The organism is Halalkalibacter oceani (genome assembly GCF_023715705.1).
GTDB lineage: Bacteria > Bacillota > Bacilli > Bacillales > Bacillaceae_D > Halalkalibacter > Halalkalibacter oceani_A.
In genome coordinates, this window is record NZ_JAMBOS010000011.1 from 83,169 (window position 1) to 107,500 (window position 24,332).

27 protein-coding genes are annotated in these 24,332 nt (G+C 46.9%); 12 read left to right on the plus strand and 15 right to left on the minus strand.

The genetic code is table 11. The features are described from left to right. Nucleotides 1-111: 111 nt before the first annotated feature. Entirely contained in the window at nt 112-936 is an 825-nt protein-coding gene (comER, locus tag M3212_RS12190) for a late competence protein ComER (RefSeq protein WP_251194253.1), read from the plus strand. A 97-nt stretch (nt 937-1,033) separates the two neighbouring features. Here comER and M3212_RS12195 read toward each other — a convergent pair whose 3' ends face one another. Genes M3212_RS12195 through M3212_RS12235 form a run of 9 tightly spaced genes read right to left on the minus strand, consistent with a single transcriptional unit; the run spans nt 1,034 to nt 6,993 of the window. Further along, nucleotides 1,034-1,774 (minus strand): class I SAM-dependent DNA methyltransferase, encoded by a 741-nt coding sequence (locus M3212_RS12195; RefSeq protein ID WP_251194254.1) that lies wholly within the window; start codon nt 1,772-1,774, stop codon nt 1,034-1,036. Continuing rightward, complete coding sequence (locus tag M3212_RS12200) at nt 1,771-2,631, minus strand: CvfB family protein (protein WP_251194255.1); 861 nt, start codon at nt 2,629-2,631, stop codon at nt 1,771-1,773. The genes M3212_RS12195 and M3212_RS12200 overlap by 4 nt, the downstream gene beginning before the upstream one ends. Continuing rightward, nucleotides 2,631-2,984 carry a ribosome silencing factor gene (rsfS, locus tag M3212_RS12205; protein WP_251194256.1) on the minus strand — a complete coding sequence of 118 codons (354 nt, stop codon included), beginning with the start codon at nt 2,982-2,984 and terminating at the stop codon, nt 2,631-2,633. The genes M3212_RS12200 and rsfS overlap by 1 nt, the downstream gene beginning before the upstream one ends. A 44-nt stretch (nt 2,985-3,028) precedes the next feature. Then, a complete protein-coding gene (yqeK, locus tag M3212_RS12210; RefSeq protein WP_251194257.1) occupies nt 3,029-3,598 on the minus strand; it encodes a bis(5'-nucleosyl)-tetraphosphatase (symmetrical) YqeK in 570 nt (189 codons plus the stop codon). After that, nucleotides 3,567-4,163: a nicotinate-nucleotide adenylyltransferase gene (locus M3212_RS12215; RefSeq protein WP_251194258.1), complete on the minus strand. Its 597-nt coding sequence runs from the start codon at nt 4,161-4,163 to the stop codon at nt 3,567-3,569. Before M3212_RS12215 ends, yqeK begins: the two co-directional genes overlap by 32 nt. A 14-nt stretch (nt 4,164-4,177) precedes the next feature. After that, nucleotides 4,178-4,471: a ribosome assembly RNA-binding protein YhbY gene (gene yhbY / locus M3212_RS12220; protein WP_251194259.1), complete on the minus strand. Its 294-nt coding sequence runs from the start codon at nt 4,469-4,471 to the stop codon at nt 4,178-4,180. Between the two features lie 2 nt (nt 4,472-4,473). Next, on the minus strand, nt 4,474-5,307 hold the full coding sequence (aroE, locus tag M3212_RS12225; RefSeq protein ID WP_251194260.1) for a shikimate dehydrogenase: 834 nt from the start codon (nt 5,305-5,307) through the stop codon (nt 4,474-4,476). 27 nt (nt 5,308-5,334) lie between these two features. Further along, nucleotides 5,335-6,444 (minus strand): ribosome biogenesis GTPase YqeH, encoded by a 1,110-nt coding sequence (yqeH, locus tag M3212_RS12230; RefSeq protein ID WP_251194261.1) that lies wholly within the window; start codon nt 6,442-6,444, stop codon nt 5,335-5,337. Continuing rightward, nucleotides 6,445-6,993, minus strand: a complete 549-nt coding sequence (locus M3212_RS12235) for a YqeG family HAD IIIA-type phosphatase (RefSeq protein ID WP_349774192.1) — start codon at nt 6,991-6,993, stop codon at nt 6,445-6,447. Between the two features lie 386 nt (nt 6,994-7,379). On the opposite strand from M3212_RS12235, the gene M3212_RS12240 reads away from it, so the two are divergent. Next, the gene (locus tag M3212_RS12240) at nt 7,380-7,520 is read left to right on the plus strand and encodes a sporulation histidine kinase inhibitor Sda (protein ID WP_251194263.1); all 141 of its coding nucleotides are present in this window, start codon (nt 7,380-7,382) and stop codon (nt 7,518-7,520) included. A 113-nt stretch (nt 7,521-7,633) separates the two neighbouring features. Here M3212_RS12240 and M3212_RS12245 read toward each other — a convergent pair whose 3' ends face one another. Further along, nucleotides 7,634-7,846 (minus strand): hypothetical protein, encoded by a 213-nt coding sequence (locus tag M3212_RS12245; RefSeq protein ID WP_251194264.1) that lies wholly within the window; start codon nt 7,844-7,846, stop codon nt 7,634-7,636. Nucleotides 7,847-8,194: 348 nt separating this feature from the next. Here M3212_RS12245 and M3212_RS12250 point away from each other — a divergent pair, with 348 nt between their 5' ends. Genes M3212_RS12250 through mnhG form a run of 7 tightly spaced genes read left to right on the plus strand, consistent with a single transcriptional unit; the run spans nt 8,195 to nt 13,958 of the window. Then, nucleotides 8,195-10,612, plus strand: a complete 2,418-nt coding sequence (locus tag M3212_RS12250; protein ID WP_251194265.1) for a Na+/H+ antiporter subunit A — start codon at nt 8,195-8,197, stop codon at nt 10,610-10,612. After that, a complete protein-coding gene (locus M3212_RS12255; protein ID WP_251194266.1) occupies nt 10,609-11,043 on the plus strand; it encodes a Na(+)/H(+) antiporter subunit B in 435 nt (144 codons plus the stop codon). Before M3212_RS12250 ends, M3212_RS12255 begins: the two co-directional genes overlap by 4 nt. Then, nucleotides 11,043-11,381, plus strand: coding sequence for a Na(+)/H(+) antiporter subunit C (locus tag M3212_RS12260; RefSeq protein WP_251194267.1), 339 nt, complete (start codon nt 11,043-11,045; stop codon nt 11,379-11,381). The genes M3212_RS12255 and M3212_RS12260 overlap by 1 nt, the downstream gene beginning before the upstream one ends. Further along, a complete protein-coding gene (locus tag M3212_RS12265; protein WP_251194268.1) occupies nt 11,374-12,855 on the plus strand; it encodes a Na+/H+ antiporter subunit D in 1,482 nt (493 codons plus the stop codon). The genes M3212_RS12260 and M3212_RS12265 overlap by 8 nt, the downstream gene beginning before the upstream one ends. Before the next feature lie 5 nt (nt 12,856-12,860). After that, complete coding sequence (locus M3212_RS12270; RefSeq protein WP_251194269.1) at nt 12,861-13,337, plus strand: Na+/H+ antiporter subunit E; 477 nt, start codon at nt 12,861-12,863, stop codon at nt 13,335-13,337. Continuing rightward, the gene (locus M3212_RS12275; RefSeq protein ID WP_251194270.1) at nt 13,337-13,612 is read left to right on the plus strand and encodes a Na(+)/H(+) antiporter subunit F1; all 276 of its coding nucleotides are present in this window, start codon (nt 13,337-13,339) and stop codon (nt 13,610-13,612) included. Before M3212_RS12270 ends, M3212_RS12275 begins: the two co-directional genes overlap by 1 nt. Continuing rightward, nucleotides 13,599-13,958: a monovalent cation/H(+) antiporter subunit G gene (gene mnhG, locus M3212_RS12280; protein ID WP_251194271.1), complete on the plus strand. Its 360-nt coding sequence runs from the start codon at nt 13,599-13,601 to the stop codon at nt 13,956-13,958. Before M3212_RS12275 ends, mnhG begins: the two co-directional genes overlap by 14 nt. Nucleotides 13,959-14,163: 205 nt before the next feature. Here mnhG and M3212_RS12285 read toward each other — a convergent pair whose 3' ends face one another. The 4 genes from M3212_RS12285 to M3212_RS12300 form a co-directional block, all read right to left on the minus strand. Beyond that, nucleotides 14,164-15,507: a (Fe-S)-binding protein gene (locus M3212_RS12285; protein ID WP_251194272.1), complete on the minus strand. Its 1,344-nt coding sequence runs from the start codon at nt 15,505-15,507 to the stop codon at nt 14,164-14,166. Next, nucleotides 15,504-16,916, minus strand: a complete 1,413-nt coding sequence (glcD, locus tag M3212_RS12290) for a glycolate oxidase subunit GlcD (protein WP_251194273.1) — start codon at nt 16,914-16,916, stop codon at nt 15,504-15,506. Before glcD ends, M3212_RS12285 begins: the two co-directional genes overlap by 4 nt. A 128-nt stretch (nt 16,917-17,044) precedes the next feature. After that, the gene (locus tag M3212_RS12295) at nt 17,045-18,178 is read right to left on the minus strand and encodes a CdaR family transcriptional regulator (protein ID WP_251194274.1); all 1,134 of its coding nucleotides are present in this window, start codon (nt 18,176-18,178) and stop codon (nt 17,045-17,047) included. Continuing rightward, the gene (locus M3212_RS12300; protein WP_251194275.1) at nt 18,175-18,963 is read right to left on the minus strand and encodes a phosphatidylserine decarboxylase; all 789 of its coding nucleotides are present in this window, start codon (nt 18,961-18,963) and stop codon (nt 18,175-18,177) included. Before M3212_RS12300 ends, M3212_RS12295 begins: the two co-directional genes overlap by 4 nt. Before the next feature lie 383 nt (nt 18,964-19,346). Here M3212_RS12300 and M3212_RS12305 point away from each other — a divergent pair, with 383 nt between their 5' ends. Further along, the gene (locus M3212_RS12305) at nt 19,347-19,622 is read left to right on the plus strand and encodes an HU family DNA-binding protein (protein WP_144450545.1); all 276 of its coding nucleotides are present in this window, start codon (nt 19,347-19,349) and stop codon (nt 19,620-19,622) included. 359 nt (nt 19,623-19,981) lie between these two features. Continuing rightward, nucleotides 19,982-21,418 (plus strand): carbon starvation CstA family protein, encoded by a 1,437-nt coding sequence (locus M3212_RS12310; protein ID WP_251194276.1) that lies wholly within the window; start codon nt 19,982-19,984, stop codon nt 21,416-21,418. A 105-nt stretch (nt 21,419-21,523) separates the two neighbouring features. Here M3212_RS12310 and M3212_RS12315 read toward each other — a convergent pair whose 3' ends face one another. Further along, nucleotides 21,524-22,540: a S66 family peptidase gene (locus tag M3212_RS12315; protein WP_251194277.1), complete on the minus strand. Its 1,017-nt coding sequence runs from the start codon at nt 22,538-22,540 to the stop codon at nt 21,524-21,526. A gap of 618 nt (nt 22,541-23,158) precedes the next feature. Between M3212_RS12315 and M3212_RS12320 the strand changes: the two genes are divergently transcribed. Further along, nucleotides 23,159-24,037, plus strand: a complete 879-nt coding sequence (locus M3212_RS12320) for an SDR family oxidoreductase (RefSeq protein WP_251194278.1) — start codon at nt 23,159-23,161, stop codon at nt 24,035-24,037. Nucleotides 24,038-24,332: the final 295 nt, after the last annotated feature.

The following is a 24,332-nucleotide window of genomic DNA, read 5'->3' on the forward strand; positions in this document are numbered from 1 at the left end:
AGGGGATAAACCTCCTTCTTGCCGTGTGAAAAAATGACATAATATGCCTTGTTCCTTCATACACTTCGTCATAACGATGTTCGTGTGAAAATGAATGAAGGAGGGGGCATCATGAAAATCGGGATAATAGGGACAGGAAGCATGGGAACCATTCTGCTCGAATCGTTCATTGACTCTGGCCGGATCGCAGCCGAACAATTGATTATTACGAACCGGACAAAGCAGAAGGCAGAAGCGCTTCAAGCTCGGTTCCAGGATCTGAATGTGGTCGAAGATGGGATGGCTGTCGTCAAGCAGGCCGATGTCACATTTCTATGTGTCAAACCGTTACAATTCCCCGAATTGCTGCGGCAGCTTGCACCCCACTGCCGACCGGAAAAAATCCTCATTTCGATTACGAGTCCGATTGCCGTCAGGGAACTGGAGCATATGGTGGACTGCAAGGTTGCACGTGCAATTCCGAGCATTTTAAACCGGGCGTTAACCGGTTCTTCGCTCTTAAGCTTTGGAGAAAGATGTATGGAAGAAGACCGCCGGCTTGTCACGCAAATAATGCGCTCGATTTCAGAGCCTCTGCTTATTGATGAGGACATTACCCGCGTTTCATCTGATATCGTCAGCTGCGGACCGGCGTTTTTCAGCTATTTGGTTCAACAGTTTATCGAAGGGGCTGTACGGCAAACAAAAATTTCGAGGGAAGATGCGACGATTTTGGCGACAAACATGTTAATTGGAATGGGTAAATTACTGGAGGAAGAACATTTCACCCTGCCGTCGCTGCAACAGAGGGTGTGTGTACCAGGTGGCATTACGGGAGAGGGAATCAAAGTGCTGGAAGAGGAAGTGGGGCAGATGTTTGATCATCTGTTTCAGCAAACACAGGAAAAATATGCCGAAGACAAGGAGCTGCTTTCGACTGCCTTTGCCAATAAATAGCGTTGCGCGCAGCCTGCTGCTTCAAGGTTCAAGGGCAGATCAAGGGGAAACCCGTTTGATCTGCCCCTTAATTTCGCCATTCATTTTGTAGAATCCTTTATTTTTTTGCACAAAAAAAGATTCGTTCACTTCGTTCATGCGGGGACGCTTCAGTGAAATCGGCCGTGATCCTTTTTACGGTAAAGCCGGCAGCGGTCAGCCACGCTTCATATTGGCTGATCGCGAAAGTCCGCTGCTTATGCAGCTCCTCTTTTTTGATGTAGTAGGGAGAGCGGTCCTCGATGAAAAAGGTCAGTTCATGTTCGACGCTAGCAGGATATTCACCAGGAAAGGCAGTCCAAATATAGGCTATCTCCCCTTCATCGTCAGCGAACGTTTGGCCGATATACCCTTCTTCAATCTTATGAATGGAATGGACATCAAATAAGAGCAGTCCGCCAGGCTTGAGCCGGCTGTAAACACCCTCAAAGGTAGCCTGAACATCACTTTCCCGCTCAAGGTAATTGAGCGAATCACAGAAAATCGTGATGACATCATAGCTTTCATCACCGGCCAGCTCCGTCATCGACTGCTCGAGCAGCGTTACCTGCACACCTGTCTTTTCGCATTTTTCATTGGCGATTGCCAGCATTTCCGCGGAAAGGTCGACGCCTGTAACCCGGGCTCCTTCAAGCGCCAAACGGACGAGCAGCTCACCCGTGCCGCAGCCGACGTCCATGACCGCTTTGCCCGCCAGGCTGTCAGAATCAAGCTGCCGCTTTACGTACGCCAGCCACTCATCATAGGGGGCTTCCTGCATCAATTGATCATATAACGCGGCAAATACTTTATAGCTCATAGATGCTCCTTCGTATAGGTCCAGCCGTCGCGCTGTTCAATCTTGTTTTCTTTCATCAGCTTTCCCAATGCTCGTTTAAATGCCGCCTTGCTCATCTGAAAGCGCGCCTTGATATCCTCCGGCGGGGTCTTGTCCCAATAAGGCATGGAGCCTCCCCGTTCAACCAAATAATCATAGATCCGTTCTGAATCCTCCTGCTGACGTTCCGAGCGCAACGGTCGCGCTGTGACATTCAGCTTGCCGTCTTCACGAACAAAAATAACACGCGCCTGTACATATTCCCCGTACCGCGGCTCCACAGTCATTTCATCGTGATGCAAAAACGCGATATAGCCTTCATCGGTAAACAGCCTTACACCTTCGTCAAGGAAGTGGTAGGCGTATCCGCCAACCTCCTGCTTCAGCATCTCGGCAGGTGCCGGCTTCGCCATCTTTTCAATCGGTTCTCCGCGGACAAGCCGAGCCATTAAGCGCCCTTTTTTATCCCATGTTAAAGAAAGCGGCAGCTTATCACCGGGCTGTGGCCAGCGTTCACGATCATATGGCAGTTCATCCATCGAAAGAAACAGATCACGGGCGATCCCATTATGAAAAAACACGCCGTGCCCTGTTCGCACTGAAACCGCTTCAAGCCAGGCGATCTCTCCAACCTTGAGCAAAGGCTCTTCCATCGTCGCCGACAGACGACCTTGATGATCCTGATAGAGAAAAACCTCCACTTTATCGCCAATCTGCACGCCTTCCTTCGCTTCCCGTTGATGAAGGAGAACATCGATGTTTCCATCGCTTAAAAAGAAGCCGAAGCGCGCCTGACGTACGACCTCTAATGTTACGACAAATCCGGGCTTAAGCTCCATTATCCTAATACTCCTTCTAATTCAATGACCGGCGCGTCGCCCCACAGTTTTTCCAAATTGTAATATAACCGTTCATCCTTATGAAATACATGGACGACGACATCGCCGATATCGATCAGCACCCAGCGCGCCTGATCATAGCCTTCCAGCCGTTTAATATCGATATCATGCTCCTGCATGACCTTTTTAATTTCGTGGGCAATCGCTTGCACCTGCTTGTCAGAATTCCCGTGACATATGACGAAATAATCGGCAATCAAGGAAACACCCTTCATATTCAGGGCAACGATATTTTCTGCCTTCTTATCATCCATTGCTTTTACCGCTAAGGATAGCAGGGGGGAATGACTCATTCTCTCACATCTCCTTTTTCATTTTAAAATTTATGATTGAAGCATTATGCTTTCTTTGCTTCGGCAATCAGGTGATTATACGTATCGATCGTTTTTGGGTAAACGAGCTGCCCGCGTTTCAGCAAAAAGCTTACCGTATTGGCAAGCGCGGCGACAATCGCTTTGTCGAGATCCTTTTGCGCGATTTCACGCACTTCTTCTACTCCTTTAAATACCCGCCCCGGCTCAATATAATCAGCAAGAAAGATAATCTTTTCCAGCAGGCTCATCCCCGGCCGTCCGGTCGTATGGTAACGAATCGCATTCAGGACTTCTTCATCGATAAGCCCGACTTCTTCCGCGACATAATAAGCGCCACAAGGGGCATGGAGAAGCTCATCCCCATAATCGAGAATACTCTTATCAGATAGTCTTTCCTGAACGAGCGCTCTCATTTCCTTTTTATCGCGAAATTTAGCATAGTCATGAAAAATCGCCGCCAGCTCCGCTTTTTTTTGATCGGCCCCGTAGCGTTCAGCGAGCATGAGCGCGCTCTCGAGTACCCCTAATGTATGAACATAACGGTGCTCCGTTAAATGCGGTTTAATCCGTTGCAGGGCTTCTTCTCGCTTCATACAATCCTCTTTCCTTTATAAATTTTTCAACCTCATCAGGAACCATATATGTAATCGGCTTCCCTTCCGCAATCCGCTGCCGGATCATCGTAGAGGAGTAATCAACCTGAACCATATCCAATAGCTCGACCGCCCCTGAATAAACGGAAGCCGACGTTGAGCCAGGACGCTTCGTGCCGATAAAGGTCACCAGTGTCATCAGCTCATCAATCCGGTGCCAGTGCGGCAAATAATCAATCATATCGCCACCGATTAGAAAATAAAACTTCTCATCCGGGTATTGCTTTTTTAACAGCTTAACCGTATCAACCGTATAGGAAGGACCTTCCCGTTCCACTTCAATCGTGGAAACGGAAAAGGTCTTATGGCGCTCCGTCACCTTCTTCAGCATAGTAATCCGGTCGTCGTTTGAAGCCAATTCGTCACTTTCCTTATGAGGAGGTACATTAACAGGAATGAACCACAGTTCATCAAGCTCATAAGCTAAACACGCTTCCTGAGCGAATAGCATATGGCCAAGATGCGGCGGATTAAATGTTCCGCCAAACAGCCCGATTTTCTTCACATTTACGCCTCCTCTCAGGAAGGGAGAATCAGCTCTTTATGTTCTTTTGATTCTTTATAAAGCACGATCGTATGACCAATAATCTGTACGACCTCGGCTCCCGTTGTTTTCGCTAGAGCGTCGGCCACCTCCTGCTTATCATCCTCACAGTTTTGCAAAATGCTCACTTTAAGCAGCTCGCGTGCTTCAAGCGCTTCGGCTACCTGCTTGCTCATATTTTGATTGACGCCGCCTTTCCCGACTTGAAAAATCGGATTTAAATGGTGCGCTTTTGAACGCAAAAATCGCTTTTGTTTTCCGGTTAGCATAATTATCCTCCTAATTTTTCCAATACAATATTCCTCATCCGGTTCCGGTCCGGCTGCTGCTTCGTCCAATGCTGAAACGAAAGTGCGGCCTGATTGACAAACATTCCTACACCATTGACCGTTTTCGCTCCCCGCATTGCCGCTTCTTTCAATAGTTTCGTCTCCAACGGATTATAAATTAAATCACTGACAACCTGATCGCTCGTAATTCGTTCAAGCGACAGTGGAATTTCTTCGACATTTGGACTCATCCCAATTGAGGTTGAGTTAATGATAATAGTAAATTCAGCTAGACGCTCTTCCGCCTCCTGCTTGTGAATCGCTTCAGCATCTGTCGCGAACTCGCGCGCCAGCTGAAGAAGCGGCTCTGTCTTTTCGAGCGTCCGGTTTGTCATCGTCAGCTTGCCGATTCCTTCACGCAATAGTGCCGTCACCACCCCGCGGGCTGCGCCCCCAGCTCCGATCATCAGCACGTGTTTTTTTGCCAGGCTTTCCGTTTCTTCGAGCAGCGACTCGACATAGCCGCGCCCATCCGTATTATAGCCGATTAAGCACCCATCCTCGTTGACAATCGTATTGACTGCCCCGATTTGTGCAGCTTCTTCATCAATTTTATCTAAATGCGGGATGACCGCCACTTTATGTGGTACGGTGACATTACAGCCCGCAATGCCCAACGCTCTGATTCCTTCAATCGCCTCTTTCACCTTGTCCGGGCTGACATCAAACGCATGGTAATTCGCGTCAATTTCTAATGAACGAAAGGCGTCATTATGGATAGACGGCGACATGGAATGACCGACCGGATGTCCGAGTAACCCAAAGACTTTCCCCATCTTTCTCCCCCCGCTTCTTCCTGATAGTTAGATAAGTGACTCGCGGATCGACACCTCAACGCCTTTTGGCGCATAGGCTTCAAGCACGACATTTGTGCCATTCACCGTTACCCAGCCAAGGCCGGAGAAAACAATATCGACCTTCTCTTCCTTCACGCGAAAGCTGTGCTTGACGAGCGGCGGCAGATCCGCCTTTGTTTCAGGCCCTGGCGGTGTCAACAGTTCTCCCAAATGCTCTTCATAGAGCTGGTCCGCTTTTTCCTGTTTCGTACGATGTATATGAAGGTCGTTTGAACAATAGCATGTAAAAGAAGTTCGTTCGCCTTTCAGAAAATCAAAGCGTGCCAGACCGCCAAAAAATAACGTCTGTCCCTCGTTTAGCTGAAAGTTGATCGGTTTGATCTCTTTTTTCGGGGTGATCAGCTTCAACTCCTGCTTATCGACATGATGCGCCATCTGATGATGGTTAATAATCCCCGGTGTATCATACAATGTACTCCCGTCATCAAGCGGAATGTCGATCATATCAAGGGTCGTCCCCGGAAAATAAGAAGTCGTGATCAGTTGCCCGGAATCTCCGCCAAACGCTTTAATGATTTGATTAATGAACGTTGATTTCCCGACATTCGTACAACCGACAACATAGACATCTTTCCCTTCGCGCCATTCATCGATCGCAGCAGCCACCTCTTCCACGCCCTGATTTTTGCCCGCGCTCATCAGCATGACGTCAACAGGTTTCATCCCGAGCTCCTTCGCTGATTTTTTCATCCAGTTCACCAGCCGGTTTTGGTTTAACGACTTCGGTAGCAAATCGACTTTATTGCCGACGAGAAGAACCGGATTTCCGCCGACAAAGCGATGCAGACCCGGAAGCCAGCTTCCTGTAAAATCAAAAATATCAACAATCTTGACGATCAGTGCATCCGTTTTACCAAGTCCATTCAATATTTTTAAAAAGTCATCATCCGTCAGAGCGACATCCTGCACCTCATTGTAGTGCTTCAAGCGAAAACAGCGCTGACATGTAAGGACGTCGCGCTCTAGGGCAGAAGGCGGTGCATAGCCCAAACCTGCCTTGTCCTCAGTCTGTACTGCTACTCCGCAACCGGAGCATATCATTTGGCGTTCTTCCATCTATTCATCCTCCCACTGAATCATTCCGCGTCTTTTCATCCAATTCAATACAATCCGTTCCATTCTTCTGTTCAGCCTTGTTGCCCAACCGTCAGAACTCGAAACCGGCACGACAAGAATCGTATGCAGCCCGGCCCTGTTGCCTCCCAATACATCAGTAAAAATTTGATCGCCGATCACGACAACTTCATCCTTTGCCAGCTCCATTGCTTTACATGCCTGCCGGAACGCTCTCCGCTGCGGCTTACGCGCCGCATGAATAAACACAATATCCTCCGGCTCCGCAAACGCTTTTACACGCTTACTCGTATTATTCGAGACAATCGTCACCTTCATTCCTGCTTCTCTCAGCTGCTTTAACCAGGCTCGTACTTCTGGCGTCGCGTCAGGACGGTCCCATTCAACCAATGTATTATCAAGGTCTGTAATGACTCCTTTGATGCCTTTTCTGCGCAAAGCATCCATGTCAATATTGTAAATGCTTTTTTCATATTGATTCGGAAGCAGCTTGGTAAACAAACGTACACACCTCTTTACTGTTTTCTGCACGGACTTCTAATCAAACTTTAACTATACCTGTCCTGTCCAAGATTTTCAATTGATATCCCTATTTTTATTCACAAGCAAATTTATAACGTTAAAAATTTTTCGACAAAATCAGATGACGCTCAACACTGTGGATAACTTTATACACCGCTTAAAGGTAGATTCTATCAAGCTTTTCGAAATTTATGTACAAGCAATCAACAAGTTATCCACGTTGATATGTGGATAAATCGAACAGTTGTTCTATTTTACAACTCATGGTAGGATAGGAAGTACAAAGGATATGAACAACTTACTACCATATGAAATGACGTAAATAAATATACCCGTTTTCTACATCTATTTATAAGGAGGTGAAACCTGCTCCAGCTACCCTGAGCGGGATCCAAATGGACAACCTTTCAAACGAATTACTCCTTGAGACATATTTCAAAGCGATTGATTTAGAACTTAACGAAGACTTTATCGAGTTAATTTACCAGGAAATTGTAAAGCGCTCCCTTACCGATAAAATTAAAATGTCCTCTTAAAAAGGGGAGGTATCCCCAAAGCTGACGTCAGCTTTGGGGATACCTCCCCTGATTCATGTACGGAGTCTTTGCTTTCCGTACTACACAGTTTATCCACCCACACCCTGTTTCCGTTAACGGGGGGCAATACGTATATACTCCCGTGGTTTAAACGGAACGGCCTGTGGGATCTCCACTTCCTGTCCACCCTGGATTAATATCTGATTAGAAGGATCCAATCCCTTTTCATCGATTAACCGTTGATTCCATTCGTTCGCGACCCAGCCCGCTACTAGCAGCACCGTAAAAATACTGGCCGCAACGGTCCCCTTTTTTTTATTACTCATTCGTTCGTCACTCCAGTTGGAAGAGTTTTCTTTCCTTCTCTCCTCATAGCATGGCGTGTTTTATGACAAAATATACACTGCTGCCATTCCGGACTCGTTCATTAAACTGTTAAAATTTCTTCACATTTTCTCTATTCAGAAAAAAAATCTAGGTTTTTTGGTCCTTTTTCTACATATTTAACTTAGAATGAAAAACATCCCAAGCCAAACAGATACGAAGGATGCATGTCTATTGAATTTAGGTTATAATTTGTTTTAGTTCTCACGGTGGTTCTATTCAGTAGTCCGTCATGGAGAAAGAGGGCCTTGCATTACATTCTATTTTTGACGTTGAAGGAGGTATGTCAGTTGACGGTTTTACATTGGGCTACAATCTCTCCATTTTTGTTAGCTATTTTGATTCCGTTTTTGTATAAGTACGCAAGATCCATACATACCGGGTGGTTCGTTTTAATCTTGCCACTTGTTTTGTTTGTTTATTTTATTCGGCAATTACCCATCACTTCTAATGGAGGTACGATTTCACATAATGTCCCTTGGGTGCCTTCTCTCGGCATTCATTTTAATGTGTATTTAGACGGGCTTAGCTTGCTGTTTGCCCTGCTCATTACCGGGATCGGAACCCTGGTTGTCCTCTATTCCATTTATTATTTGTCGAAAAATAAAGAAAAATTGCATAATTTTTATGTTTACTTGCTAATGTTCATGGGTGCGATGCTCGGGGTCGTCCTATCCGATAACCTGATCGTGCTTTACACCTTTTGGGAACTTACCAGTTTAGCCTCCTCATTGCTGATCAGCTATTGGTTCCATCGCAAGAAATCAACATACGGTGCTCAAAAGTCGATGCTGATTACAGTGTTTGGCGGATTTTCGATGCTTGCCGGGTTTATTCTGCTCTATCTCATCACAGGCTCATTCAGCATTCGTGAAATCATTGACAATGTCGATATTGTCACAGCGAGCGCGCTTTTCCTACCGGCAATGCTGTTAATTTTGCTCGGCGCGTTTACAAAGTCGGCCCAGTTTCCGTTTCATATTTGGCTGCCTGACGCGATGGAAGCACCGACTCCAGTCAGTGCCTACCTTCACTCGGCGACAATGGTCAAGGCCGGAATTTATTTAGTCGCGCGCTTGACGCCTGTTTTCGGCGGAGCTCCTGAATGGTTTTGGCTGCTTGCCGGGTTCGGGATTGTCACCTTATGCTGGGGGTCCATCTCAGCAGTTAGGCAAAAAGACCTGAAAGGGATTTTAGCCTTCTCTACGGTCAGTCAGCTTGGCTTAATTATGTGTTTGCTCGGTCTTGGTTCTGCTTCCTTATACTACAGCGACGGGACTGACACGGAAATGTATACAATTGCCATTTTGGCGGCGATCTTCCATTTAATTAACCATGCGACCTTTAAAGGAAGCCTGTTTATGACGGCCGGGATTATCGATCATGAGACCGGCACTCGTGATATTCGTAATCTGGGTGGCTTAATGACGATCATGCCGATCACCTTTACGATTTCCTTAATTGGACTTGCTTCCATGGCCGGGCTGCCGCCATTTAACGGCTTCTTAAGTAAAGAGATGTTCTTTACGGGTGTCTTAAATGCGTCAGAATTAGATATTTTCAATATGCAGACATGGGGTCTTCTCTTTCCTGTCCTTGCTTGGATTGCCAGTATCTTCACGTTTGCTTATTGCGCGATTCTCTTTTTCAAAACCTTTACAGGACCATTTAAGCCGGAAAAATACGACGTCAAGGTTCACGAAGCTCCAATCGGTATGTTAATCAGCCCAATTATTCTCGGTTCCCTCGTCGTAATCTTTGGTTTATTTCCGAACTTGCTCGCCTATACGTTAATCAATCCGGCAATGGAAGCCATTCTTCCAACACTGCTTGCCGAGGGCGAAGTCTTTAAGGTCGATATTTACCATTGGCACGGTTTTAACCTTGAGTTGTTTATGACAATCGGGGTCATCCTTTTCGGTACACTCGTTGTGTTGACAATGAGAAAATGGGCACAAATGTCCTTCTATTTAAAAGAACGCGATCCGTTGAATTGGTTTTATGACAACGGACTTGAGGGTGTCATTAAAGGATCACAGGTTGTGACGCGTCTGCAAATGACAGGATTGCTTCGTGATTATTTTGTCTACATGTGTGTGTTTATGATCGTCGTTTTCAGCTATGCGATGTTCCGTTATGATGCATTCGTCATCGACACAGCCAATGTTTCGGCGATCGATCCGTACATGTGGGTGCTGACGATTGTCTTTATCGCAGCGACAATCGCCATTCCATTTATTAATAACCGGATCACCGTCGTTATCGTTGTCGGGGTCGTCGGGTTCCTGCTTGCGCTATTTTTCGTGGTCTTCCGCGCGCCGGATCTCGCCTTAACCCAGCTTCTTGTCGAAACCGTAACCGTTGTTCTGTTTATGCTGGCATTCTATCACTTGCCTGAAATGCGGAAAGAACGATTCCAACCGCGCTTCAACCTCGTTAACTTCTTCATTTCGATCGGGGTTGGCGGGCTCGTGATGGCGATTGCCTTTAGTTCCTTCGCCCTCGGTCACGAGGCGAATTTCGAATCATTATCAGAGTATTATATCGCCAACTCAAAAGTGCTTGCCGGTGGCTACAACATGGTCAACGTCATTCTCGTTGATTTCCGTGGTCTCGATACTTTGCTTGAAATTCTCGTTCTCGGTATTGCCGCGCTTGGAGTGGTTGCTCTGATCAAGCTTCGATTTACAGGGAGGGAAGATGTATGAAACAAGTAAGATCAAATGAAGTTATGCTCCATACGATGACAAGGATTCTGACGTTTATCATCCTCTCCTTCTCTATCTTTTTATTCTTCGCCGGTCATAATAATCCCGGCGGAGGATTCATTGGAGGATTAATGACAGCCAGTGCCTTGCTCCTTATGTACCTCGGGTTTGATATGAAAAGCATGAAGACGGCCATTCCTTTTAACTTTACGACCGTTATCGCCGTCGGCCTGTTAATTGCGATTGGAACAGGTGTATCGACCATGCTTTTGGGCTACCCGTTTTTGACTCACTTCTTTGAGTATTACCCGGCGCCGATTTTAGGCGAGGCTGGTTTGACAACAACGCTTCCGTTCGACCTTGGCGTTTACCTCGTTGTCGTCGGCATCGCGTTAACGATAATTTTAACGATTGCGGAGGATGATAAGTAATGGAGATTCTAATGATCGTCGCAATCGGTGTCCTCTTCACCGTTGGGACTTACTTGCTTTTATCAAAAAGCTTATTACGGGTCATCCTCAGTCTCGTCATTTTGTCACATGGAGCTCACTTGCTCCTGTTGACAATGGGAGGTCTGCAAAGAGGCTCGTCACCGCTGTTAAATCTCGATTCTGAGGCTTACACCGATCCATTGCCACAGGCGCTTATTTTAACAGCCATTGTTATTAGTTTTGGGGTCACATCTTTCTTGCTCGTACTAGGTTACCGGACTTATAAAGTACATAAGACAGATGATTTAGACCAGTTAAGGGGATCTGCTGATGAATAACATAGTCATACTACCGGTTTTAATCCCACTGATTGTTGGTACGGTTCTCATCCTGTTCGCTAAACGCCATAAGCTTCAGCGCGTTATCAGTGGATTTACAACGATTGCAATGCTGCTTGTCGCGGTTTATCTCGCGGTATATGTGTATCAGGAAGGTATCACGGTTCTTGAGATGGGGAACTGGCCTGCACCATTTGGTATCGTGCTTGTCGCTGATATGTTCGCGACGATGATGGTCATTTTAGCCAGTCTAGTCGGAGTCGTTTGTCTGTTCTTTGCTTTCCAGACCATTTCCTCAGAGCGAGAGAAATTTTACTTCTATCCGTTTTATTTCTTCCTGTTGGCGGGAGTAAACGGGGCCTTTCTGACTGGCGACTTGTTTAACCTGTTTGTCTTCTTTGAAGTGATGCTGATCGCCTCCTATATTCTTATCGTACAAGGGGGAACAAAATATCAGCTCCGTGAGTCATTTAAGTATGTTGTTATCAACATCTTTGCTTCGATTCTTTTCCTCGTGGGAGTAGCTTACATTTACTCCGTAACAGGGACATTAAACATGGCTCACATTGCCGAACGTGTGGCAGAGCTTGAACAAGTTGGCATCTTAAATGTTATCGCCGTACTCTTTTTCGTTGTATTTGCGATGAAGGGTGGCTTGTTCCCGCTATACTTCTGGCTTCCACGCTCATATTATGGTCCGCCGGCAGCGATTGCGGCCTTATTTGGGGGCTTGTTAACAAAAGTAGGTATCTATGCGATTATCCGGTCGTTTACGTTAATCTTTACCCATGACCCTGATTTTACCCATATGCTCATCCTGATTATTGCCGGCTTTACGATGCTGTTTGGTGTACTCGGCGCCGTAGCCCAATTTGATTTTAAACGGATTCTCTCCTACCACATCATTAGTCAGGTTGGATATATGGTGATGGGGCTCGGTATTTATTCGCAGCTTGCCGTCGCTGGTGCGATTTACTATATTTCTCACCACATTATCGTTAAATCAGCCTTATTCCTGTTTGCAGGCGCCACGGAGCGAATCACCGGCACAACAGATTTAAAGAAGATGGGCGGCTTATTGAAAACTCATCCATATCTGGCATGGCTGTTCTTTATTACTGCAATTTCCCTTGCCGGAATCCCGCCTTTAAGTGGATTTTTTAGTAAGTTTCCAATCATTGTCGCGGGCTTCGAGGAAGGAAATTATATTATTGCAATTGTAGCCCTTGCTGTCGGTCTTTTGACCTTGTTCTCCATGATCAAAATTTTCAACTATGCATTCTGGGGAGAGCAAAAGCATACGGAAGAGCAGGCCAAGTTCAAAGTTGGTACACTTCTTTTACCGATCGTTCCACTTGTAGCATTGACGATCATTCTCGGCTTTGCCGCAGAGCCTATTTTCGTCTATTCACTGCAAGTTGCTGAACAAATCCTAGACCCATCGATTTATATCGAATCTGTTCTTAAGGAGTAGTTGCTATGGCCTTTCAAATCATCTTAAATATTGTCATCGCGCTCATCTGGATGTCCCTGTCAAACAGCTTTACAGGAAATAACTTTATCATCGGTTATGTCATCGGGATCCTCATCCTCTACGTATTGAGGCGATTCTTGAAATTTGATTTCTATTTTTTCCGTGTCTGGGCTGTATTGAAGTTGATTGTCCTGTTTATCAAGGAACTTCTGTTAGCGAATATCGATGTTATTAAAATTGTGCTCAGTCCGAAGATGGATATTCAGTCAGGTATTATCGCGGTGCCGACCAGGCTCAAAACAGATTGGGAATTGACACTGCTGGCCGCGCTTATTTCACTGACACCAGGTACGCTGTCGATGGATTTTTCCGATGATAACAAATATATTTACATCCATGCCCTCCATGTGCCAGACAAGGAAGCGATGATTAAACAGATTCATCAAACGTTTGAGCGTGCGATTATGGAGGTGACGAAATAATGTTTCAAACAATCCTGTATGTTGTGCTCGTTATTATGTCGCTTTCCTTATTCGTCTGTTTTATCCGGACGATTATCGGGCCGACGATCCCGGACAGAATCGTCGCCCTCGACTCCTTTGGCATCAATCTGATCGGCTTTATCGGGATCGTGATGATTTTACAAGATACACTCGCTTATTCAGAAGTGCTTCTCGTCATTGCGATTCTCGGCTTCATCGGAACGGTAGCTTTATCTAAATTTATTGAGAGGGGTGTTGTTTTTGAACGCGATTGAAATCATTGTCAGCTTTTTCGTCGTAATTGGGGGCTTTCTCAGCCTGCTCGCTTCAATCGGGCTAATCCGGTTTAAAGATGTTTACGCCAGAACCCATGCTGCGACAAAAAGTGCAACGCTCGGCGTCGTGTCCATCATGATTGCAACATTCCTTTTCTTTCTCCTCGTTCATGGAGAATTTATCAGTAAATTCTTGTTAACGATTCTGTTCGTTTTCTTGACAGCTCCCATAGCCGGACTGTTAATTGGACGTTCCGCTTACAAGACGGGAGTTCCTCTTGCAGACCCGGAGTCGAATGATGATTTAAAAGAAATGTATGAGCAGAAAGTGAAGCAGACACAATAAAATTTCGCTTCGTGTCAAGAGCTTGAGACAACACTAGCTATTGTCCTACTGGCAATGGCTTCACACGCCACAAGCCCGTTGTGAGGAACCCACTCACAACGGGCTTTAAAAGATCGTGGCCGTTCCGCTCATTGCTTAGAGGCTGGGCAAAAGGTAAAAAAACTACCTTTTATCCCAGCCTCTTTGCTTTTCGCTTACCTTATGTTCAGCTGTTATCAGCTACAGCTTCTGCCTTTTCCGCTTCTTTAACCGCGTCAGCAAGCAAATCAACGATATGGACCGCTTTGACGCTGTCTGACAGCCCTTCACGTTCAATTCCGACCTTCATTTGCAGCAGACAACCCGGATTGGCCGTGACGATTGTCGTCGCTTCTGTCGCCTTGGCATGAACCATTTTATGGTCGATGATTTGCATCGACATCTCCGGCTGGACAATGTTGTAGATCCCTGCTGAGCCGCAGCAGCGGTCGGCTTCCTTCATTTCCCGGAAGGTGACGCCCTCAATTTGCTTTAAAAGCGCCCGCGGTGAAGCCCCTCCTCCCATCACATTGCGCAAATGACAGGAATCCTGGTACGTGACGACCTGCTCAGGCAGCTTCATCGCCGGCAGACCAAGCTCTAGTAAAACCGCCGAAATATCTTTCACCTTTTCAGCAAAATGCCGCGCTCTTTCCTTCCATTCCGGATCATCGCCAAGCAAATGATCATATTCCACTAGCAGCGCACCGCAGCCGCCTGCATTGGAAATAATATAATCGACTTGTTCTTCTTCAAAGGCGCGAATATTCTTTTTCGCCAGCTCCTTCGCCGTTTCCTTTTCACCGGAATGAGCGTGCAGCGCACCGCAGCAATTTTGCGACTGCGGAATGACAACTTCACAACCTGCTTTCTCCAGCAAATATAACGTCGAATCATTGGTTTTCATAAACATCGTGTCCATTAGACAGCCCGAAAAGAATGCGACCTTCTTTTTCACCGTTCCGGCCGGCTTGACATGATGCGGACGATTTTTCAATTCTTTTGGCGAGGCGATTTCAGGCAGCACCCTTTCCATCGTCGCCATTTCCCCCGGCATGATGTTCAACAGCTTAGAACCTCTGACCACCTTTTGCAGCCCGCTTTTTTGATAGAGCCAGAGCATATTGTTCACCGTACGCATCCGGTTTTGGTGAGGGAACAGACCATCAAATACCGTTTTACGCAGCACCTTGGCGGGCAGGCTGTGCTTTTTATGCTCATTTAAAATATCGCGCGCCTCTTCAAGCAGATGGCCGTATTTCACGCCTGACGGGCACGCTGGCTCACAAGCGCGGCAACCGAGACATAGATTAAGCTGACGTTCAAAATCCTCGTCAGGGGCCTTCTTGCCATCGACAACGGCCTTCATCAGGGCAATCCTACCACGTGGGGAAGCCGCTTCATTTTGATCGGTTTCTCCATAGGTTGGACAAGACGGTAAACAAAAGCCGCATCTCATACAATTCATCAGTTCATCATAGTCCATCCGCTCCTGAAACGCTTTTACCGTTTCCTCCTGCTTCGTCGTCATCGTTGCACCACCACCCGTTTCTTTGTCTCCTTGGCGAACATTTTTCCAGGATTCATAATATTATTCGGATCAAAAGCAAGCTTCAGCGTCTTCATTGCCTCCACGCCTTCCTCTCCGAGCTTCCAGGCCAGATATGGTGATTTCATGACGCCGACTCCATGCTCACCCGTAATCGTTCCGCCAAGCGCAATCGCCTTGGCAAATATTTCGGCAAAGGCTTCTTCGACCCGGTGAATCTCCTCTTCATTGCGGGCATCGGTCATACAGGTTGGATGAAGATTGCCGTCTCCGGCATGTCCGAACGTACAGATTTCCACCTGATACTTCTCGGCAATCTCATTGATCGCTCTGACCATCTCCGCCACCTTCGAGCGTGGCACAGTCGCATCCTCAAGAATTGTCGTCGGCTTCTTGCGGGCAAGGGCGGATAGCGCAGAACGCCGCGCCGTCGTAAGGGCCATTCCTTCCTCCGGTGTTTGCGCGACCTGAACCGATAGGGCGTGAGACTGCTCACAGATCGCAACAATCCGTTCAATATCGCGCTCTACGACCTCGAGTGGTCCATCCTGCTCAATTAACAGCACCGCCCCGACATTGGTCGGCAGGCCGATCTTGGCGAACTCCTCGACGACTTCCAACGTCCCCTGATCAAGAAACTCAAGCGTGGCCGGAATAATCTTATTCGAAATGATCGCCGAAACGGCTTCTCCGGCCCCCTCCAGGCTGTCGAACAGAGCGAGCATCGTCTTCTTCGTCTCCGGAATCGGAATAAGCTTCAGCGTCGCCTCCGTGATGATTCCCAGTGTGCCTTCAGCACCGACCATCAGACGAGTAAAGTCATAGCCGGCAACGTCCTTCGCCAGCTTTCCTCCAGTGCGGATCAGCTCGCCGTTTGGCAGAACAAACTCCAGACCCATGACATAATCACGTGTCACGCCATATTTCAGCCCACGCAGTCCACCTGAATTTTCGTTAATATTTCCGCCAATCGTTGAAATTTTCATTGAGCTGGGATCCGGCGGGTAAAAAAGTCCCTTCTCCTCCACCGCTTCAATTAAATTCAGCGTTATCACGCCCGGCTGAACCGTGACCGTCAAATTATCCTCATCAATTTCCAAAATATTGTTCATATAAGTGAACAACAGAACAATTCCGCCTTCAAGTGGACAGGTGCCGGCGCAAAGATTCGTTCCCGATCCCCGCGGCACGATCGGCACTTTATGTTCATTACAGACTTTCACAATCTTCTGAATTTCATATTTATCCCGCGGCTTCACAACCGCATCCGGCATCGCCTGAAAATTTGGCGTAGCATCATAGGAATAAACGACAAGATCCTCCTCTGAATCGAGCACATTCGTTTCCCCGACAATGTCAATCAGCTTCTGTTTCACTTCTTCCTGCAGCATTCTTTCACTCTCCCTCAATCAAGCAAAACAGCTTGAGTGTTTATACATGTATTATAAAGGAAAAAAACCGCTCCTTCTATGTTCGAAAACACAAAAATAAAGCGGTTACTAAACATTTCATTGTATTCTTATCTAAATGACTGTTCCTTGAAATACCATAATGCGATAAAAAGCGCCACGAGATCCTTCGTTTCCTTCAGCTGACAGCCAGACAGCTCCTGAATGCGTTTCAGCCTGTAATGAAGGGTATTGATATGAATATGCAAGGCGGTCGCCGTTTCCTTAATCGAGAGCTGATGAGTAAAGTATGCCTGCAACGTCTCGATCAGTTCCGTTTCCCCCTGGAGCTGCCCAAGTGCTTTGTCGATGATGTGCTGCCTTGTTTCAGGCTTTGCTTCGGCGAGCACGACCTCAAGGATAAACGTATCATAGAAAATAATCGGCTCTTCCGCCTTTTTGACCGCGAGTGCCTGCTGGGCTTCACGGTAAGCAAGATTCATCTGCAACGGGTCAGGCTGCTGTCTACTGATCCCAGCCCGCAAGCCGAGATGGTATTTTTCCTTTATTTTGCGCGATAAGGTTAACAGCTCCTGCGCGAGACCGTGACGGCTATGCTGTTTGGCGGAAGCAAGCAAGGCAAACCTCCCCCTCCCCCAGCGGACAAGCACATCCTTTTGTTCATTCGGAAAAACAGAGCGAATCGTTTCCAGCACATCAATTTCAACGCCGGGCTCCATTGCTTCCTCCTGCTGCTGCCACAGCTGTAGCAGCACACAGTAGCGCGCCTCACTCATTTCAATACCGAGAATATAGCCGCGGTCCTGCAGCTCGGCTGTCACCGTCTCCGTATGCAGCCACTCATAGACAAATGTTTCCAGTCCGCGCAGCTCAGAATCAAGCTTCTCCGCAGCGTAGGCCTCTTCAATGATTAGTTCTGTCAGCCGCTGGATCAGCTCCCCATGCAAAGCTGCACCCGACTTAGAGCCGGTAATCCCAACAGCGCCAATCACTTTTTGCTGGAAACGGATCGGCAAATTCAGTCCGACCTTTACCCCTTGCAGTCGCTCGGTTTCTTTTTCCGTTATGAGCAACTTCTGTTCCGTTGTGATCACTTCTTTTCCGCCCTGATGAAAGGAGCCGATCCGGCTCCGGTCGCTGGCGGCGATGATCGTCCCCTCCCGATTCATGACAATCACTTCTTCTGAAAGGACCTGGTTGACTTCATTGACGATTCGTTGCGCGACATGGGTTAACAGTCTCATCGTTCCTTTTCCTCCTTCATGGCCAGCCTAGCGCCCATTTGAATGCTGCCGATGTCAGCCACGCTATCCGGGACGAGTAAGCCCTTTTCCGCCAAAAGAACGACCGTCGAGCCAAATGAAAAATAGGCAATTTCCTCCCCTTTCTTTATCTCCGTTGATTGATGAGTCCATTCAATCGTATTAATATTCATTGCCCCGACCTTGACGATTGCCAGCTGCTTGTCTGCGACCTGCAACTCTGTAATCATGCGGTAATTTCGAGAAAGCGGACGCCTGCCATAGCGCAAACCCGCTTCATTCACCGGGTAGGAGCGTCCCCCAAGCGACCATTGCTTCCTGACGACACCATCGACAGGACTATGTATACGATGATAATCCTTCGGGCTTAAATACAGGATAATGTACATCCCGTCGCGGTAACGCCCTGCCGCCTCCTGACTGCCGAGCATTTCGACGATATTATACTTTTGTCCCTTTACATAAAAACACGTCTTTTCCTCAAGTTGGCCGACCTGAGCAACTGCTCCGTCGACAGGACTAATCACGCTTCTGGCATCAAGGTCAATCGGGCGCGCTCCCGGCTTCAATGTCCGGATAAACAGGTCATGCAGATGCGAGTATTCAGAAACCGGGCGTCCCATTTCCTCCTCATTCAACTGATAGGTTTTAACAAAGGACGGGATCAGCCTGCGGCTTATTTTAGATCGTGAAAATGCACGTAATATTCTCGATAATAGTCGTTGATTGGTCAGTTCAATACATGCTCGATAAAATAGCTTCTTCACATTGTCCTCCACTTTCTATTACGGGGTTATGTAAATCATACTAAACTGTATCACAAACAACTAGATTCTTTCTAGTCCCGTCCCCGGTAAGCTGGTGATTATCCGGTTTAGCAATTTGAATTTTTTGGTATTTAATTCTCGTTTTTCTGCTCAAATAACCGCAAAAAACATCCTCAATTGTCAAAAAGCGTGAAAATTATGGGTTAAAATGCTTTAATTTCTATTCAAAGGCTTGACACTACAAGGCTTTCATGAGTAAATTTAGTTGCGGCGCTTTATAGTTTATTTACATAAGAGTAAGCTATAAAAAACGAAGAATAAATACTTCTTCTAATTCAGTAAGGAGTATTTTTCAAAACAAGGTATGAAAGGGAGTTTTTTTCGTGAACAAAACAGATCTAATTAATGCAGTTTCTGAGCAGGCAGACCTTTCTAAAAAGGATGCTTCAAAAGCAGTAGACGCAGTATTCGACAGCATCACAAACGCGCTTGTTGAAGGTGGCAAAGTGCAGCTTGTTGGCTTCGGTAGCTTTGAAGTACGTGAGCGCTCCGCTCGTAAAGGTCGCAATCCGCAAACAGGACAGGAAATTGAAATTCCTGCAACAAAGAATCCAGCATTCAAGCCTGGTAAGCAATTGAAAGACGCAGTAAACGAATAAGTCTTACCCAGAATGGGATGTATCGAGGTGTTTCCTTTGATACATTCTCAGGCAGCGCGTGACGTCTGCACCCAATAGCGAACGGGAACAATCCGTCTCCCTGACCGCTTTCGTGCAAGATGACCGCTGCTTTTTATGATGACTCAATAACCACTCCACCTAAAAGCTATAAAGCTTTGCTGGCGGGGTGGTTTTTATTTTATTAATATAATATTTTCCATGTAAACGCCTTCTATCCTTTTGAAAGCGTTTTTATTTTTGTCCTCCTTTCTTTTTTCTGAAATAGCATTGCACTGTTTGTCAGATATCGTTACAATACTATTACTGTTCATTTTTCAGAAAAATTGGAGGATTCTATTATGGTCACGTTTCTCGGTTCTATTATTCTATTAGTGGTAGGGTATCTCATTTACTCTAAAGTTGTTGAACGCGTGTTTGGCATTAATGACCAGACCCCTACCCCTGCTTATACAAATCAAGACCCTGTCGATTATGCTCCGATGAGCTGGTGGAAGGGAAACTTGATTCAACTGCTAAATATCGCCGGATTAGGTCCGATTTTCGGAGCTGTCTCCGGCGCTTTATACGGACCTGTCGCTTTTATCTGGATTGTCATCGGCTGCCTGTTTGCCGGCGCCGTGCATGATTACTTCTCAGGAATGCTTTCCTTGCGTCACAACGGAGCTCAATTTCCTTCGCTTGTCGGCCGCTATTTAGGAAACGGGATGCGACGCGTTATTAATATCGTCTCGATTGTACTGATGATTCTTGTAGCGGCGGCTTTTACGGCTGGTCCGGCCCAGCTGATCGCCCAGATCACACCACTGTCATTTTCCGTTGCGTTAGCTGTTATTTTTTTATATTTTATCGCTGCGGCTGTTTTGCCAATCAATCGCGTGATCGGCAGGATTTACCCGATTCTCGGCGCGATTTTACTGTTTATGGCGGCGGCGATCGGAGGCGCTTTACTGTTTTCCGATCATTCGATCCCGAATCTGACGCTGCAAAACCTCCACCCCGAAGAGCTGCCGATCTGGCCGCTGCTGATGGTGACAATTTCCTGTGGCGCTATTTCCGGCTTTCACAGTACACAGAGCCCGATTATTGCCCGAACATTAAAGCGTGAATCAGACGGGCGAAAAGTCTTTTATGGCGCGATGGTGCTCGAAGGCGTGATCGCGTTAATCTGGGCCGCTGCCGGAATGACGTTCTTTGGCAATACCGGCGGCCTCCAGGAAGCGTTGGCTGTTGGTGGACCAAGCGGGGTCGTAAATGAAATTTCGACAAGCCTTCTCGGCACATTAGGCGGAATCCTGGCTGTTCTCGGGGTCATTATATTGCCTATTACAACTGGAGATACCGCCCTGCGTTCATCACGAATGATGCTCGCTGAGCTGCTTGGCAAGTTCGCAAAAGTACGTGGCAAGAAGGGCATCCTGCTCGCTTTGATTCCTGTGGCGATTCCAACGGTCTTTCTGGCAACGATTGATTATTCCTTTCTCTGGCGCTATGTCGGAGCGACGAATCAGCTTGTCGCGACAGTCATGCTTTGGACAGGGGCGATGTATTTGCTGCAGCATGGAAAATGGCACTGGCTATGCGGCGTACCTGCTCTCTTTATGACCGGCGTCGTTTCCACATACGTCTTCTATGCTCCTGAAGGCTTTGCCTTGCCTTATCAGCTTTCCTTGCTCATTGGCGGGGCAATTACGCTTATCACTGCCTGTTGGTATGCCCGAAAGATCCTTTTGGCCCATCGCCGTGCAGGCAACGATTTCAGTAGGACAGCTGCGTAATCCGTTCCTTTTGGAAAACAACTTATTGAATCCCTGCACTCGACACAAGCCCGTTGTGAGACACTACTTCTCACAACGGGCTTTTACATTAACAGAAAAGCATAATTACTGTTTAAAAGATTGCTTGACCACTGCTTTTCCGTCTTTCACTTTAACTTCAGCGTACGCGCCGTTAATAAAAGTCAGTTGCGGTGGCATATGGCCGCAATCAATATCATAAATAATCGGCACTTGTAACTCCTCATGAAGCTCACGATACATATCTTTCACTGTATAATTGTCAACAGGTTGATTGGCGGGGCTTCTGCCAAAAAGAAGCCCCGAACAATTGTCAAACCAGCCTGCTAATTTCATTTGCACGAGCGATCTGCGTAAATCGGTTGTCGACAGCTCGCAATTCTCCAAATACCATAAAATCGGCTCATTATGAAGAGACCTTCTTTGAAATTGTGGGACATCACCAAATGGTGTTCCAATCAAATGTCTGATCACATCGACACATCCACCAAGCAAACGCCCCTGTATGGTGACATCTGCATCGGGAACAGCTTTCCAATATGTTTGTTCTGTTAGATGAAAGACACAAGGCGAAGGAGCAGAATGGTTCCATTCCTTTTGATATGTTTCTGATGAATATTGGATGATTGATCCACCTGTCTTAGTTGCTAAGGCGGCTTTCCACTTGGCAGTTGTCTCATCTGAAAACTCTCCCCGTAAATCAACAAGATTGGCTCCGTGAGCAGTAGCAATCCCTGTTTTTACTGTTATGGCCAGCAGCAGGGTACTCGTATCCGAATACCCTAGTACCCATTTGCTTTTGAAATGAGCAAAATCAAGATGTTCAAGAATTTCGATCAAAAGTTCACCACCCCATGGCGGGATGATCATCCCGATCTGCTCATCTCTCATCATTTTGTTCAATTCATTAGCACGTACGATAGCAGGAGAAGACTTTGCCTTATTTTGAGTCCAGATCGTTTCTCCACTGACAACATGGAACCCTTGTGCCTCCAGACGCTCGAAAGAAAGCCTGAGCAACTGATGTAATTCGGCTTTTACGCCAGAGGAGGGCGCTGTTACGCCAATTGTTGCCCCCTCGTTTAAAAATGGATATCGAATCATCTGTATCAGCCTCCCTAATTTGTGTTATTTTACTGTGTAAACGTGCAGAGTGCAATAATAGGTAGTAGTTAAGTAAGTCGCTTGAAAAAGGCAGTGGCCACCCTGACAACGGCTGCACTCGCCACAAGTCCGTGACGGCTCCGCTGGCTTTTCGCCGATCAAAAAAGGGAAGTTCACCCTTTTTAACCCGCTCTGCTCGTTGCTCGGTCAGGTCGACAAACCCACTCGGCCTGACCTTTAAAATCCGGCAACGGCTCCGCTGGCTTTTCGCCGATCAAAAAAGGGAAGTTCACCCTTTTAACCCGCTCTGCTCGTTGCTCGGTCAGGTCGACAAACCCACTCGGCCTGACCTTTAAAACCCGGCAACGGCTCCGCTCGCTTTTCGCCGATCAAAAAAGGGAAGTTCACCCTTTTAACCCGCTCTGCTCGTTGCTCGGTCAGGTCGACAAACCCACTCGGCCTGACCTTTAAAATCCGGCAACGGCTCCGCTGGCTTTTCGCCGATCAAAAAAGGGAAGTTCACCCTTTTTTGATCGGCTACGTTTATCTCTTTTATTTTCGGTTATTTATCCTCTTATAAGACATTCTAAAGGTAGAGATGAAGAGGAGTGATGAGGAATGGAATATAATAAAGTTCACAGTTTGCAACAGAAGGGGCAGCCAGCTCAGGAGCAGGAGCGGCAGCCGGGATTCGAGCATCAGATGACTCCGGCTCCGATTTACGATGACCCGAACTATCAAGGCAGCAGGAAGCTGCTGAATAAAGTTATCCTTCTGACTGGCGGAGACAGTGGAATCGGGCGAGCTGCCGCAATTGCTTGCGCCAAGGAAGGAGCAGACGTGGCAATTGTTTATCTTGATGAACACGAGGATGCGAACCAGACAAAAGCTGCCGTCGAGGGCTATGGACGCTCCTGTCTGCTGATAGCCGGAGATGTGGGCGATGAGCAATTTTGTCAGCAGGCTGTCAAGCAGACAATCGAGCGATTCGGCAAACTCGATTGTCTGATTAACAACGCGGCGGAGCAGCACTTTCAGGAAAAAATCGAAGATATAAGCACCGCGCAAATGGAGCGTACGTTTAAGACAAATATTTTCTCGATTTTTCATTTCATTAAAGCGGCGATGCCTCATTTAAAAAAGGGCAGCACGATCATCAACACCGCTTCGATTACCGCCTACCGCGGCATGCCGGTACTGATGGATTATTCGGCAACGAAAGGAGCGATCGTCGCCTTGACCCGTTCACTCTCCGAAAACCTTGTCTCAAAAGGGATCCGCGTTAATGCCGTTGCTCCAGGTCCGATTTGGACGCCATTAATCCCGGCTTCCTTCCCTGCCAGCGAGGTAACGAAATTCGGCACCGACAGCCCGATGGGACGTCCCGGACAACCGGCGGAGCTTGCTCCGAGCTACGTATATTTAGCGTCAGATGATTCCTCCTATGTGTCTGGACAAGTGCTGCATGTCAATGGAGGAGAAATCATTAACGGCTAATCGCCGGTCACATCACACAGAGATCTCGGCAAAAGCTTGAGATCTCTTTTTTCGCCTGATTTCTCGCCTGGGGCGTTTCTTTCGGTATAAAAAGAGATCATTTAGACTCACCCTCCTGCCAAATCCTATCAATATATGCAATCAATAGCTCATATTCGATAGAAGAGATTGTTTTTTTTCTTAGACGGAATAAACAACACCAATCGCAAAAGTGCGTTATAATAGACGTATAAACTATATTGGTTGGTGTTTATTTATGCGTACAAAGAATAGATTAAATCCGGATGAGTCTCAG